This window comes from Nocardioides sp. NPDC127514, assembly GCF_040302125.1.
GTDB lineage: Bacteria > Actinomycetota > Actinomycetes > Propionibacteriales > Nocardioidaceae > Nocardioides.
Genome location: NZ_JBEORF010000013.1, coordinates 120,076 through 134,271, shown reverse-complemented (window position 1 = coordinate 134,271; position 14,196 = coordinate 120,076). Strand labels below are relative to the sequence as shown.

Annotated in this window: 12 protein-coding genes; 5 read left to right on the top strand and 7 right to left on the bottom strand. The window is 69.3% G+C overall.

Features of this window, described 5'->3' with window-relative positions; translation table 11 throughout:
• Positions 1 to 21 precede the first annotated feature (21 nt).
• Together ABTX24_RS12495 and ABTX24_RS12490 are read left to right on the top strand one after the other, a co-directional pair.
• Entirely contained in the window at positions 22 to 552 is a 531-nt protein-coding gene (locus tag ABTX24_RS12495; protein WP_160025892.1) for an NfeD C-terminal domain-containing protein, read from the top strand.
• Positions 553 to 566: 14 nt separating this feature from the next.
• A complete protein-coding gene (locus tag ABTX24_RS12490; RefSeq protein ID WP_160025893.1) occupies positions 567 to 2,069 on the top strand; it encodes a flotillin family protein in 1,503 nt (500 codons plus the stop codon).
• Between the two features lie 259 nt (positions 2,070 to 2,328).
• Here ABTX24_RS12490 and ABTX24_RS12485 read toward each other — a convergent pair whose 3' ends face one another.
• The 3 genes from ABTX24_RS12485 to ABTX24_RS12475 form a co-directional block, all read right to left on the bottom strand.
• Positions 2,329 to 4,128 (bottom strand): penicillin-binding transpeptidase domain-containing protein, encoded by a 1,800-nt coding sequence (locus ABTX24_RS12485; protein WP_350839954.1) that lies wholly within the window; start codon positions 4,126 to 4,128, stop codon positions 2,329 to 2,331.
• A gap of 196 nt (positions 4,129 to 4,324) precedes the next feature.
• Positions 4,325 to 5,347, bottom strand: a complete 1,023-nt coding sequence (locus tag ABTX24_RS12480; protein ID WP_350839952.1) for an SGNH/GDSL hydrolase family protein — start codon at positions 5,345 to 5,347, stop codon at positions 4,325 to 4,327.
• A gap of 131 nt (positions 5,348 to 5,478) precedes the next feature.
• On the bottom strand, positions 5,479 to 7,566 hold the full coding sequence (locus ABTX24_RS12475) for an MMPL family transporter (RefSeq protein WP_350839950.1): 2,088 nt from the start codon (positions 7,564 to 7,566) through the stop codon (positions 5,479 to 5,481).
• Between the two features lie 87 nt (positions 7,567 to 7,653).
• On the opposite strand from ABTX24_RS12475, the gene ABTX24_RS12470 reads away from it, so the two are divergent.
• Both ABTX24_RS12470 and ABTX24_RS12465 read left to right on the top strand, forming a co-directional pair.
• Positions 7,654 to 7,974: a PadR family transcriptional regulator gene (locus ABTX24_RS12470; protein WP_160025897.1), complete on the top strand. Its 321-nt coding sequence runs from the start codon at positions 7,654 to 7,656 to the stop codon at positions 7,972 to 7,974.
• A gap of 107 nt (positions 7,975 to 8,081) precedes the next feature.
• Positions 8,082 to 8,720: a permease prefix domain 1-containing protein gene (locus ABTX24_RS12465; protein WP_350839948.1), complete on the top strand. Its 639-nt coding sequence runs from the start codon at positions 8,082 to 8,084 to the stop codon at positions 8,718 to 8,720.
• Between the two features lie 169 nt (positions 8,721 to 8,889).
• On the opposite strand, the gene ABTX24_RS12460 is transcribed toward ABTX24_RS12465, so the two are convergent.
• Genes ABTX24_RS12460 through ABTX24_RS12445 form a run of 4 tightly spaced genes read right to left on the bottom strand, consistent with a single transcriptional unit; the run spans position 8,890 to position 13,758 of the window.
• Complete coding sequence (locus ABTX24_RS12460; RefSeq protein WP_350839946.1) at positions 8,890 to 10,749, bottom strand: DEAD/DEAH box helicase; 1,860 nt, start codon at positions 10,747 to 10,749, stop codon at positions 8,890 to 8,892.
• Positions 10,750 to 10,808: 59 nt separating this feature from the next.
• Positions 10,809 to 11,621 (bottom strand): MOSC domain-containing protein, encoded by an 813-nt coding sequence (locus ABTX24_RS12455; RefSeq protein ID WP_350839944.1) that lies wholly within the window; start codon positions 11,619 to 11,621, stop codon positions 10,809 to 10,811.
• Positions 11,622 to 11,644: 23 nt separating this feature from the next.
• Positions 11,645 to 13,468 carry a glutamine--fructose-6-phosphate transaminase (isomerizing) gene (gene glmS / locus ABTX24_RS12450; RefSeq protein ID WP_350839942.1) on the bottom strand — a complete coding sequence of 608 codons (1,824 nt, stop codon included), beginning with the start codon at positions 13,466 to 13,468 and terminating at the stop codon, positions 11,645 to 11,647.
• A 26-nt stretch (positions 13,469 to 13,494) separates the two neighbouring features.
• Positions 13,495 to 13,758 carry a hypothetical protein gene (locus ABTX24_RS12445; RefSeq protein WP_160025902.1) on the bottom strand — a complete coding sequence of 88 codons (264 nt, stop codon included), beginning with the start codon at positions 13,756 to 13,758 and terminating at the stop codon, positions 13,495 to 13,497.
• Between the two features lie 213 nt (positions 13,759 to 13,971).
• On the opposite strand from ABTX24_RS12445, the gene ABTX24_RS12440 reads away from it, so the two are divergent.
• The gene (locus tag ABTX24_RS12440) at positions 13,972 to 14,103 is read left to right on the top strand and encodes a hypothetical protein (RefSeq protein ID WP_281285070.1); all 132 of its coding nucleotides are present in this window, start codon (positions 13,972 to 13,974) and stop codon (positions 14,101 to 14,103) included.
• Positions 14,104 to 14,196 lie beyond the last annotated feature (93 nt).

The window sequence follows — 14,196 nt, the reverse complement described above, 5'->3', positions numbered from 1 at the left end:
GACTCTGCCGAAGGATTTGGTGTGACGACGTTCCTGATCATCGGAGCCGTCGGGCTGGGCCTCCTCCTGGTGTCGCTGGTGATCGGTGACCTCCTCGACGGCTTCCTCGGCGGCCTGCTGGACTGGCTGGCGAGTGACTCCTACTCCACCGCCGCGCTGGCCGGGTTCGTGTCGGCGTTCGGGTTCGGCGGTGCCATCGCCCACGGGCCGCTGGACCTCGGCCTGCTGCCGTCCATCCTGATCGGCTCCGTCGTCGGAGCACTCTTCGCCTGGTTCACGTTGTGGCTGACCCGCCTGCTGAAGGAGGACCAGACCGACGCGGCGCCCTCGGGGGAGGCCGCCGTCGGCCTGGACGCTGCCGTGATCACCACGATCCCGGCGGACGGGTTCGGCGTGGTGCGGGTCGCCCTCGGGGGCCACACGGTGACCTACAACGCCAAGGCGCCCGACTCCGATGAGGCGATCACGCCCGGCACCGCCGTGCACGTGACCGGAGTCCTCTCACCGACAGCAGTCACCGTCGCGCCGACGTGGCGCGAGATCACATCCTGACTGAAGGAATCCTCATGGAACTGCTGGTGCCGATCGCCGGCCTTGTCGTACTGCTCATCCTGCTTCTGCTGCTGGTCACCAGCCGCTACAAGGTCGCCGGTCCCAACCAGGCCTTCATCGTCACCGGCCGGAAGGGCAAGGCGGTGCTCAACCCCGAGACCGGCCAGCTCACCACCGACCTGTCGGGCCAGAAGGTCGTTCTCGGCGGCGGCGTCTTCGTGGTGCCGTTCGTCCAGAAGCTGGCCACGATGGACCTCTCCTCGCGCCGGATCTCGGTCCAGATCCGCGGCGCGGTCTCCGGGCAGGGCATCAAGCTCAACCTCGAGGGTGTCGCGATCGTGAAGGTGGGCGGCAACGCCGACCAGATCCGGCTGTCCGCACAGCGCTTCCTCTCCCAGCAGGAGGAGATCGAGCCGTTCACGCAGGAGGTGCTCGCCGGCGCGCTGCGTTCGATCGTCGGCGGTCTGACCGTCGAGCAGATCATCCGTGACCGGGCCGCGTTCGCGCAGCGGGTCGCCGACGAGTCCGAGTCGTCGCTCACCGGCCAGGGCCTGATCCTGGACACCTTCCAGATCCAGGACGTCACCGACGACGGCTCCTACCTGACGAACCTGGGCCGCCCCGAGGCCGCCCGCATCACCCAGGCCGCCTCGATCGCCGAGGCCGAGGCCCGTCGTGCCGCCGAGCAGGCCCGGATCAAGGCCGAGGAGGAGATCGCGATCGCCCAGCGCGCGCTCGCGCTCAAGCAGGCCGAGATCAAGGCGGAGACCGACGCGGCCGCCGCCAACGCCGCCGCCTCCGGCCCGCTCGCCCAGGCCGACCGCGACCAGGCCATCCTCACCGAGCAGGAGAAGGTCGCCGTACGCCAGGCGGCGCTGACCGAGCGCCAGCTGGAGACGCAGGTGCGCAAGCCCGCCGACGCCGAGCGCTACCGCGTCGAGCAGGAGGCGGAGGGTCGCCGCAGCTCCGAGATCGCCGCCGCAGAGGCCCGCAAGGCAGCCACCATCGCCGCCGCCGAGGCCGACGCCGAGCAGGCCCGGCTCTCCGGCGAGGCCGAGAAGGCCCGCCGTGCCGCTCTGGCCGAGGCCGAGGCCATCGAGGGCGCCCGGCGCGGTGACGCGCAGAAGTCGCTGCGTCTGGCCGGCGCCGAGGCCACCCGGGCCGAGGGTGAGGCGAGCGCTGCCGCCACCCTGGCCGTCGGTCACGCCGAGGCCGAGGCGATGGAGAAGCGCGCCGCGGCGTTCGCGTCCTACAACGACGCCGCCGTGCTGCAGATGCTCATCGAGGTACTGCCCCAGGTCGCCAGGGAGGTCGCCGCACCGATCAGCGCCATCGACAACCTCACCGTGCTCTCCACCGAGGGGGCCGGCGCCATTCCGAAGCAGGTCAACGACAACGTCATCCAGACCCTCAACATGCTCAAGACCACGACCGGTGTCGACCTCGGCGCGATGCTCCGCAAGGCCGCCGACTCCACTCCGGCGAACGGCACCGTGGAGATCCCGGCCGGGCAGTGACCGATCCACACATTGCTAACACCCGGTCACATATCCGGTAGAAAACCGACATAGACGTGACAGCCAGGAACAAGTCTGGTTATGTATCCACGTCGACGTAGGGAGGGAGCACTCCAAACCTCGACCGGGCCTCGCGGCCGAAAGGCCGCCAGGCTCGCCCCTCGAGCTTCTCTACTGTTCCCCCCGTCGGTAGAGAAACACTGAGGGAAATCGAATGTGGCCCGGCCTCACGGCCGGGCCACATCCTATTTGGCGGTCCTCAGCGCTCGTTGACCATCCGCAGGAACGCCTCGACGAGCGGGCCGGAGGTGGCGGCACCGTTCTCGCCCTCGTCGACGTAGACGGCCACGGCCAGGTCGCCCTGCGCCGCGATCATCCAGGTGTGGGTGAGGCGCTTGCCGTTGCGGTCGAACTCCGCCGTGCCGGTCTTCGCGATCACCGGCTTGCCCGGTACATCGCGCAGCCCGCTGCCGGTGCCGTCGGTGACCACACCCCGGAAGATCGTACGCAGCTGCTCGGCCTCGTCGGCGGCGAGCGGCTCGACGCCCGACGGCTTGGCGACCTGGCCCTCGACGAGGGTCGGGACCACGGTGTGACCGGCCTGGATGGAACCGATGACAGTGGCCATCACGAGCGGCGACGCGAGCACCTTGCCCTGTCCGATCAGGTCGGCGGCGTGCTCGGTCTCGCCCGCCGGCTCGGGGATCTGGCCGAAGTAGGAGGTGAAGCCGGCGTCGCGGTCGATGCCGAAGCCCAGCGAGGCGGCGGCGGAGGCGATCTCGGCGTGGCCGACCTCGCCGGCGACACCGACCATGGCGGTGTTGCAGGACTCGGCGACGGCGTGGGCGAGGGTGATCTCGCCGAGGGCCGACTTCGGGTACCAGGAGTCGTTCTTGAAGGTCTTGCCGTCGACGGTGGTCTTCGCCGGGCACTTGACCTGGCTCGTGGCGTTGAGACCCTTGCGCAGCAGGGCCAGCGTGGTCGCGGCCTTGAAGGTCGAGCCCGGAGCCGCCTGGCCGTAGGTGGCCAGGTTCATCTTGTTGTCCTCGCCGTTGGCGGCGACCAGCACGGCACCGTCGCTGGGCCGGATCGCGACCAGGGCGCTCTCGGGCTTGACGCGCTTCAGGATCTTCTCCGCACCCTTCTGCAGCCGCTCGTCGAGGGTGACGGTGAGCGACTTCCCGTCGATCGGGTCGGTGCTGTAGAGCCGCTTGAGCACCTCGCCCTCGTCACCGAGCACCGCGACCTGGAGCCCGGGCTTCCCGCGCAGCTGCTCGTCATAGCGCGCCTGCAGGCCGGAGAGACCGGCGAGATCACCCGGGAGGTAGGTGCCGGGCTTCTTCTTCATCATCTCCGCCGTGACCTCACCGACGATGCCGACGACCGGCGAGGCGAACTCCTTGGTCGGGCCGAGCGGGAGGGTCCGGTTGAGCATCGCGGCGCCCTTGATCTTGGCGATCTTCGCGGCTTTGGCCTTCGTCATCATCGGCTTGCGGATCGAGAGCGCCTCGACGAACGCCTTGTCACCGGCCGCCTTGACGCGCTTGGCGTAGCGCTTCGGGTTGATGCCGACGATCGCGGCGATGTCGCGGGCGGCCGCGGGAGCCGCCACCGGATCGATCAGGGTCTTGTCGATGCCGACCGAGACGACCGGTCGATCCGCGACCAGGGTCGCTCCGGACGTACTCAGGATCTCGCCGCGCTGCTGCTGGACGGTCTCGACGTGGAGGCTGCGTCCTTCGGCGAGCGTCGGGGCGACGACCGTCGGCTCCCAGACGAACTCCCACTTCTCGTCGGTCTTGCGGAGCTCGACCTCCGACTCGTAGGTCCATCGGCCGCCCGGCAGTCCCCACGCCCAGGTGAGGGTCGACTTCGCGCTGTCGGTGCCGTGGCCGGAGAAGACCGGCTTGGTCGCGGACACGTCGGGCGCGCCCAGCTTCCCGAACAGGTTGCCGGTCAGATTGCTGTAGTCGGTGGCGACGACGGCGGGATCGGTCTTCGCCACGAAGTCGACCTTTGTGAAGGTGCCGGTCTCCAGCGCCGTGGTCAGGGTCGACATGCTCGGACCCGGTTCCTTGGCCCCACCACATGCGGCAAGCAGCGGTAGGGCAACAGCAAGGGCCGCTATGCCCCGGGAGACTCGCATGGAACGGTTCTATCAGCCTTGCCCCCAAGATTGGGTTACACCCGTCCAACGCGGAGGTTGTGAAGCCGAGCGCGCCTGGTGGACACGCCCGGCTTCACCACGACCTGGATCAGTGCGTCGCCAGCCAGGCGTCCAGGTCGACGCCGCGCTGGTCAGCGAGCTTCTCCAGACGCTCACGGGTCGGCGGCTGGAACACCTTCGGCTCGATGTGGCGGTCGAGAGCGGCGTACTTCCTCTGCTTGGCGGCCTGCGCGGGACCGGTCGCCTCGGCCGCGGCCACCACGGCGGGGCTCGCGGTGACGGCGGCGCCGGTGAGCGGCGAGCTCACCAGAGGGGTGTAGCCGTCACGATGGCCGGCGGCGTTGGCGTGGTAGGACTCCTCGATCGGGTTGGAGAGCCCGTTGATCCACTCGACGTCGTCGCAGACCGCGTGTCCGGTGAACCGGCTGATCGGGTTGACGTAGCTGAACCCGGCGGCGCTCGCCCGCGAGGCCGTGGTGTTGTTGAGGAGCACGGCGGTGTCGTTGAGGATCGCCTCGTCCGACGGGCTGAACCAGGTGGCCGCGTTGCAGTCCTCGCCCATGAACAGCTTCGGATAGCCCACGACCACCACCTTCGCGCTGGGCGCGGCCGACCGGATCCTCGAGTAGAGCGTGCCGAGGCTGGCCGGAAGCGTGTTGCGGATGTAGTTCTGCGCGCCCGCGACGGCTCCTGCGCAGTCGCTCGCCCAGGCGGGGAGAGCGCACTCGGTGATCACGTCGGCGAAGCCGGCGTCGTTGCCACCGACGGAGATGGTCACATAGCGGGTCGAGCTGGACAGGGCGCTGAGCTGGCTGTTGGTGACGTCGGCGACGACCGCGCCCGAGCAGGCGCGGAAGTTGAGGCTGTAGCCCTTCGCCGCGGCGACCAGGCTCGGGTACGCCAGGGTCGACCGCATGCAGTTGCTGCCGTCGTTGATGTAGCTGCGGGTGCCGACTCCGGATGAGTAGGAGTCACCGAGCGCGACGTAAGGCTCCCCGGCCGCATTGGCCGGGGAGCCTGGGGCGACGGCGAGGCCGGCCCCGAGAAGGGCGATGGAGGTGAGGGAGACCGCGAGGCGGACTTTGGACAGGCGGAAGGTCGAACCGTTCATGGCAACTCCCGAAAGCCAGGGACCGCTTGGGGGTGCGGTCCTTCCCTTCGGTTGTACGCGCCCTTACGGCCGCCCGCAGGAAATTTGTTGCACGTCCAAGTAACTGTCCGGAACCCGCTTACCCAGGTTCATCAGACGTTCTGCAGACGCGGCAGGAGCCGATCGAGCCACTTCGGCAGCCACCAGGCGCGGGCGCCGAGCAGCCGCATCACCGCCGGCACGATGAGGCACCGCACCACGACCGCGTCGAGCAGCACCGCCACCGCCATCACGAAGCCCATCTCCTGCAGCATCCGGTCCGGGCTGAACCAGAAGGCCCCGAAGACCACGACCATGATCGCGGCCGCCGCGGTGATGACGCCGCCGGTGTGCGCCAGCCCCTCCCGGACCGCCTCCTGGGCATCGCCGCTGCGCAGCCACTCCTCGCGCATCCGCGAGATCAGGAAGACCTCGTAGTCCATCGAGAGCCCGAAGACGATCGCAAAGGTCATCACCGGAAGGAACGCCTCGATCGGACCGGGCTCGACCCCGAGCAGCCCTTCCTGGAAGACGTACGTCATCGCGCCCATCGAGGCGCCGATCGAGAGGACGTTGAGGATCGCCGCCTTGATCGCCACCGCCACGGACCGGAAGACGCACATCAGCAGCAGCGCGGAGAGCCCGACGACGAGCCCGATGAAGAGCGGCAGCTTCTCCCCGACCGCGTCGGAGTAGTCGATCAGCGCCGCGGTCGATCCGCCGACGAGGACGTCCTCGCCGAGATCCTCCCGGAGGTCCTTCACCAGCTCGGTGGTCTCGGCGTCCTGCGGGCCCGTCTCCGGGAAGGCGATGGAGGTGTACACCGCGCCGTCGGCCGACGGCTGCGGCGGGGTCACGGAGGCCACACCGTCGTACCCGGTGACCATCTCGTACGCCGCGACCGCCTGCTCCTGGGAGCCTTCGGTCATGATGACGAGCGGGCCGTTGGCACCGGGGCCGAACTTGTCGCTGACCAGGTCGTACGCCTTCCGCGTGGTCGAGGACGGATCGTCGTTGCCGGCGTCGGCGAAGCCGAGCTGGAGGCCGAGGACCGGGGTGGCCAGCGCGCCGAGCGCGACCAGGGAGACGATCAGCGCGGCCCACGGGTGCCGCTGGACGCCGGAGGCCCAGGCGCGCCAGCGCTGGCCGGGCTCACGCCGCGACCGGGCGGCGTGCTTGCGTACGGACTTCTCCAGGCGCTTGCCGAACAGCGTCAGCAGCGACGGCAGCAGGGTGACCGCGGCGATCATGGTCATCAGGACGGTGAGGGCGACGCCGAGCACGACCCCTTGGATCGAGGTCAGCTGCAGCACATAGAGGCCACAGAGCGCGAGGATCACGCTGACGCCGGCGAAGAGGACCGAGCGGCCGGCCGTGTCGATCGCGGTCGCCGTGGCATGCTCGCGGGTGGCGCCGCCGAGCAGCTCGCTGCGGTAGCGCGAGAAGACCAGCAGCGCGTAGTCGATGCCCACACCGAGCCCGACGATCATCAGCATCGGCGCGGTGTAGTCCGGGATCGTGGTCAGGTGCGAGAGCAACGTGACCACGCCGAAGGTCGTACCGACCGCGAAGATCGCAGTGATCAGCGGCAGGCTCGCCGCCAGGAACGAGCCGAACATGAACAGCATGATCACCAGTGCGGCGAGCATGCCCATCCCTTCGGAGCTGCCGCCCTCGCCCTCGTTCACCTCGCGCATCGAGTCGCCGGCCATCTCGACCTGGAGGTCGTCGGTCGACGTCTCGTCCGCCAACTCGAGGAACGGCTCATAGGCGCTCACCGGGAGCTCGCCGGCCTCGGCGTCCATCACGACGGTGACCAGCGCGGTCGTACCGTCCTCGCTCACCGACCCGCGCTGCGGATCCGCCGCTTCAACGGTCTCGACGTGCGGGACCTCGGCGAGGTCGGCGAGCAGCTGGTCCACGGCCTGCTGGTCGGTGTTCCAGCCGCGCTCGTCGTGGATGACCGCCCGCACCTGGTCACCTGCCGACCCGCCGTGCTCGGCCTGGAGGTCGGCCATCTCCTGCGACTGGGTGCCAGGGATGTCGAAGGAGTTGCGGTAGTCGTCGCCGATGCTCTGCGCCGCCGCCGTCACACCCACCAGGACGACCACCCACAGCAGCAGCGCGGTCCAGTGATGGCGTTGGGAGAAGGACGCGAGCCGCCGCAGCGGACTGGGTCTCGTGATCGCCTGTGTGGTCATCATGTCTCCTGTCGTGTCTCGCCTGGCTATAGGTAGCCTGGCAACATGTATGAAGACAATGTACGACGGACTGTGTAGGCTGTCTACATGAAAGCCGACGCTCTCCGTGGCCACCTCGACTCGCTGATCCTGGCCGTCGTCGAGAAGCAGCCCCTTCACGGCTACGCGATCATCGAGGCCCTGAGCGCCCGCAGCGGCGGCGAGCTCGACCTCCCCACCGGCACCATCTACCCCGCGCTACGCCGGCTGGAGAAGGCGGGCTACCTCGACAGCTCCTGGTCCGAGGTCGGCGGCCGCAAGCGCCGCACCTACGAGCTCTCCTCAGCCGGCCGCAGCGCCCTCGCCGCTCACCGCCAGGAGTGGCGTACCTTCGCCAAGGTCGTCTCCGGCGTACTCGGCGAAGCCTGACCCCCAGCCGAGACGGCACTTCCGTCGGCCGAGACGGCACTTTCTGGCGAGTCATTCAGGGAGTTCCCTGATGTGCGCGACAGCGCCGAGGACGGAGGATTGACCGCATGAGCGCCGTCGACGTCTACCTTGCGGACCTGCGCGCCGCGATCCCCGGCCCGAGCTGGACCCGGCGCGACCTGCTGCGCGAGGCCGGCGACCACCTCGAGGACGCGACCGATGCCTACACGGCCGCGGGTTACACACCCACCGAGGCCGAGGCGCTCGCCCTCCGCGACTTCGGCTCGGTCGACGACGTCGCCCCCGGCTTCCGCGACACCGTCGCGATCGGCGCCGCCCGACGTACGGCCATCCTGCTCGTCCTCGTCATGCTCCCCCAGGCCTTCCTGTGGGACGGCGGGATCGAGCTCGGCGCGAGCGCCCACTCAGCCGCTCCGGAGAGCGGCCTCTTCCACGTCCTCGACATCGTCATCGGGTACGTCGGCACAGCAGGCGCCCTCGGCGCCCTGGTTGCCCTGGCGGTGACCGCGATCGGTCAGCGTTGGCTCCGGGTCGGGCGCCGTACGGCCCGGCTGACCGCCGCCTGGTCCCTGGCGACGGCCATGATCGTGCCGATCATCGGCTTCACCATGCTGATCCTGACCGGCGGCCTCACCGTGTTCCTGGCCCTCAGCGCCCTGGCCCTGATGGCCGCACCGTTCGCCCTGGTCGCCCTCTCGGCGCAGCGCACCCTCGCCGCCTGCTGAATCACGAGTGCCGCCCAGGCAGCGGTCGGTGAGTTCACGGTCGTCCTGGGCCGCCAGCGGGCCGTCCCTCTCGCCACTTCAGTCACAGCGTTCAGGCAATGCCTGCACTTCTCAGGCATTGCAATGCCTGAGAAGTGCAGGGATACCCGGTTAACCGGGTATCCCAACGTCAGTCGAACCTGCGCTTCTGCCGCGGCTTGCGGGGGCGGTCGCCGAAGTCGGAGCTGCCCGGTCGGCCGCCCTTGTCGAAGCGACCACCGGAACGACGCACGGGGCCGCCGCCGGAGTCCTCGGAGAGCTCGATGAGCTTGCCGGAGATGCGGGTCGACTCGAGGGCCTTCCAGGTCTCCGGAGCCAGGTCCGCGGGGAGCTCGACGAGCGAGAAGTCGTTGCGGATGGAGATGTTGCCGAAGTCGGCGCGGCGCAGGCCACCCTCGTTGGCGATGGCGCCGACGATCTGGCGCGGCTCGACGCGGTGGCGCTTGCCGACCTGGATCTTGTAGGTGGCCAGCGGCTGCCCGGTGTGACGCGACGTACCGGTCTCGCGGCGGGGGCCACGGTCGCTGCCGCGGTCGTCGCGGTCGCGACGTCCGCGCCGGTCCTCGTAGGCGGGCTTCTCGGGCTCGGGGTCGAGGAGCAGCGGCTCCTCGCCGTGGAGCACCGCAGCCAGAGCGGCCGCGACGTCGACCTCGGGGACGTCGTGCTCCTCGACGTAGTGACGCACCACGTCGCGGAAGAACTCGATGCGCTCACCCTCCTGCAGCGCTGCGGTGATGCCGTCGTCGAAGCGGGAGAGGCGGGTCGCGTTGACCTCGTCGACCGAGGGCAGCTGCATCTGCACCGGCTGGGCCTTGGTGTGCTTCTCGATCGCGCGCAGCAGCCACCGCTCACGCGGGGTGACGAACGAGATCGCGTCGCCGGTGCGGCCGGCACGCCCGGTGCGGCCGATGCGGTGGACGTACGCCTCGACATCGGTCGGCAGGTCGTAGTTGACCACGTGCGAGATCCGCTCGACGTCGAGACCACGAGCCGCGACGTCGGTCGCGACCAGGATGTCCAGCGAGCCGTCCTTGAGCTGGTTGACGGTCTTCTCGCGCTGGGCCTGGGCGATGTCGCCGTTGATCGCGGTCGCGGCGAAGCCACGCGCGCGCAGCTTCTCGGCCAGCGACTCGGTCTCGGACTTGGTGCGGGTGAAGACGATCATGCCCTCGAAGTTCTCGACCTCGAGGATGCGGGTGAGCGCGTCGACCTTCTGGGGGTAGGACACCATCAGGTAGCGCTGGGTGATGTTGGTGGCGGTCTGGGTCTTCGCCTTGACCGAGATCTCCTTCGCGTCGCGAAGGTACTTCTTCGACAGCCGGCGGATCTGCGCGGGCATCGTCGCCGAGAAGAGCGCGACCTGCTTGTCCTCGGGGGTGTCGGCGAGGATGGTCTCGACGTCCTCCGCGAAGCCCATGTTGAGCATCTCGTCGGCCTCGTCGAGCACCAGGAAGCGCAGCTGCGAGAGGTCGAGCGTGCCCTTCTCCAGGTGGTCCATGATCCGGCCCGGGGTTCCGACGACGACGTGGACGCCACGACGCAGTGCGGTCAGCTGCGGGCCGTAGCCCTGGCCGCCGTAGACCGGCAGGATGCGTACGCCGTCGAGGTTGGACGCGTAACGCTCGAACGCCTCGCACACCTGGAGGGCCAGCTCGCGCGTCGGCGCGAGCACCAGCGCCTGGGGCGCGTTCTGGTAGACGTCGAGGTTCGAGAGCACCGGCAGCGCGAATGCGGCGGTCTTACCGGTGCCGGTCTGCGCGAGACCGACGACGTCGCGGCCCTCGAGCAGCGACGGGATGGTCGCCGCCTGGATCGCCGAAGGCGTCTCGTACCCGAGCGCCTTCACGGCCTCGAGGACGCCTGCGGAGAGGCCGAGTGAGTCGAACGTCGGACCCTGCTCAGCCTCCACGCTGGACCCACCGCTGGGCGCACTCGGCTCCTCGGGCGCGGTAGTGGTGGATACGGCAGATTCAGGGTCGGTGCTCACCATCCAACGGTAGGCCCTTATAGCACGATCTCGGCATTCCTCGGCGCGGTGGCCCCGGTCACTCAGGAGACGATGACCTCGTCGCCGACCGCGATCTCGCCGGGATGGGCGACGGCGAGATGCACCGCCGCCCAGACCTTGCCGTCCCAGCGGCGGTGCTTGGCGAGAGCCCGGAGCGGGTCCTTGCCCGACTCCAGCGTGTCGGCGTCGATGGTCGTCATCACGCACCGGTCGATCGGGGCTGCGACCCGGAACCGAGCGCCACCGATCGCGACCTCCCGCCAGCCGTCCTCGGCGAACGCCTCCGGGGCGCCCTCGATCAGCAGGTTGGCACGGAAGCGCTGCGCAGGGACGTCGCCCTCGGCCCACGCGTCGATCTGGTCGGCCGAGGCGTCGGTGAGCAGCGACACCGGCGAGGAGTCGTGGAACGCGGCGAACTCACCGGGCCGATACTTGTCCGGGTTCATCGCCCGTTTCGTCGGGTCGGCACACCACATCAGCCTCAGGTCGTCGCGGCCGAGCGCCTTCCTCAGCCACGCGTCTGCAGGCTCCCCGACGGCCTGCGCAGTGAGCGACTTCGAAAAGAAGCGTACGCCGACGGCCGGCGCCTCTTGTTCGGGCACCGCCACCTCCAGCGGCTCCATCTCGGGAGCGTTGAGCAGCAGGTCCACGCCTGCCGGCCCGCCGGTCGACGGCGTGTCCGCCACGACCGTGAACAGCTCCCTCACCTCACGAGCCGTCACCAGCTTGCCGCTGCCGTCGACGACCAGCCACTCGCGGTCGCCCACGATGCCGGCCCTGCCGACGTACGCCTCCTCGACCGGGCGGATCGCCGTCGACTTCACCGGATGGATGTTGATCCCTGCGAGGCGCATGGGGCCCATTGAAGCGGACACCGCTACTCGACCGTGACCGATTTAGCGAGGTTCCGGGGCTTGTCGACGTCGTGGCCGAGGGCTTTGGCGGCGTGGAAGGCGATCAGCTGGAGCGGGATCGTCAGCAGGATGGGATCGAGCTCGACCTCGTTCTTCGGTACGTCCACGCGCAGCGCGTCGAGCTCGCCGAGGTCGACGTCGGGGTGGGTGACGACGACCAGCGGCCCGCGGCGGGCACTGATCTCGTGCAGGGCCGCGACGTTACGGTCGGTCAGCTCGTCCTGCGGCACGATCGCCACGGTCGGCACGGACTCCGAGATCAGCGCGAGCGGACCGTGCTTGAGCTCGGAGGTCTGATAGGCCTCGGCATGCCGGTAGGAGATCTCCTTCAGCTTCTGGGCGCCCTCGCGGGCGACCGGATAGCCGCGTACGCGACCGACGAAGAACATCGACTCGGCCTCGGCCAGCCGGGCCGCGACCTCCTCGAGGTGGGACTCGCTCTTGAGGATCTCCTCGATCTGGGTCGGCAGCGCCTGCAGGCCGGCGATGAGCCGCTTGCCGTCGGCGATCGAGAGGTCACGTACGCGGCCCAGCTGGAGCGCCAGCAGCGAGAAGGCGACGAACATGTTGGTGAGCGCCTTGGTCGAGGCGACCGCGATCTCCGGGCCGGCGTGCAGGTAGATGCCGCCGTCGACCGCGCGCGCGATCGCCGAGCCGACGACGTTGACGACACCGAGCACGCGCCCGCCCTTGCGCTTGATCTCCTGCACGGCGAGCAGCGTGTCGATCGTCTCGCCGGACTGGGACACCGCGACGTAGAGGGTGTCGGGCTCGATGATCGGGTTCCGGTAGCGGAACTCCGACGCCGCCTCGGCGTCGGCGGGGACCCGGGCGAGCTCCTCGATCAGTCCTGCGCCCATCTGGCCGACGTAGTAGGCCGAGCCGCAGCCCAGGATCTTCACCCGGCGGATCGCGCGCAGCTCGCGCGGATCGAGGTTGAGCCCGCCGAGGTGCGCCGTGCCGAACCGCTCGTCGAGCCGGCCACGGAGCGCCCGCTCGACCGAGGACGGCTGCTCCAGGATCTCGGTGAACATCCGCGGCTCGTCGGCGAGCTCGCCGTACTCGTACGCCGACGGATCCACATCGACCTCGCGAGCCGTGGTGGTGGTCGTGGTCAGGTCCTGACGGAAGGTCGTGAACCCGGTCGCGGTGATGGTCGCGAGCTCGCCGTCGTCGAGGTGGGCGACGGTGGTGGTGTGGCGTACGACCGCGGCCAGGTCCGAGGCGACGTACATCTCCCCGTCACCGACGCCGACGATCAGCGGCGAGCCGTTGCGGGCGACGACCATGCGGTCCGGGAAGTCGGCGTGCACGACGGCCAGGCCCCAGGTGCCCTCGACCTGGGAGAGCGCGTCGACGACCTTGGCCTCGAGCGTGTCGGCGGTCGACGCTCCGATGAGGTGGGCGAAGACCTCGGTGTCGGTGTCGCTGACCAGCTCGACGCCCGCTTCGGTGAGCCGCTCCCGCAGCGAGGCGGCGTTGTCGACGATCCCGTTGTGGACGACCGCCACCCGACCATCGGCGGAGACGTGCGGGTGGGCGTTGGTGTCGTTGGCCGGGCCATGGGTGGCCCACCGGGTGTGGCCGATGCCGACCTTGCCGGAGAACCGCTTCGGCAGGGCGTCGACCAGATCGCGTACGCGGCCGGCCTTCTTCACCACCTGCAGCCTGCTGCCCAGCACCGCGACGCCCGCCGAGTCATAGCCGCGGTGCTCCAGCCGGGCCAGCCCCTCGGTGAGCAGGCCGGCGGCCTGCTGGGGTCCGATGTAGCCAACGATTCCGCACATGTGTCCCGTCCAATCCGTTCGTCGTTCTATCCGTAGATGAGCCGTCGCAGCTGCCGTTCGGTCAGCTGCGGCGCGGCAACGACCCGCGCCCGAAGCTCCTCGGAGAGCTGCGCGAAGATCGCGTCGTTCTTCGCGCCGTAGGTCTTCAGCTGTGCATGCCGGCGGCGTACGTAGGCCTCGACCGGTTCGTCGAAGTACGCCACGACGTCCTCGATCACGCGCGCCGCCTCTGCGGGCCGGAGCCCGGTGGTGGCGACCAGGTGGTCGATCAGCGCTTGCTCGGCCTTCACTCCACCAACTGTGAGCCACCCAGGGGGCAACGTTCAAATTTCTGCCCGATTTCGGGCAGAACTCGGCTTTTCGGCTCAAGTGGGGCGCCACACACCGCATCACACCTTTCGGTGTCTCGAAGTGGAGCGCCGCACGTCATCTTGTCGACTGCTTGGACATCGGAGTGGGGGTGCGGTACCTTAGGTGAACACAAGGTGAACAGGAGGTGTCTGATGAACGGAAACAAAGTGACTGGCAAGCTCGAGCTCCGCTGGCTCCCCGTCGTCGACCGCCGCGGCCGTAAGCACATGGAGGCCCGCTGGGTCGAAGTCAGTGCGCCCGCGACCACTCGTCACGCTGCCTGACAACCGCTCAACGCTCTCGAGGCCCGCTCCCGACAGGGGAGCGGGCCTCGTGCGTTTAGGGATAGCGTTGTCACTGCAACCAATTTTCCCTCG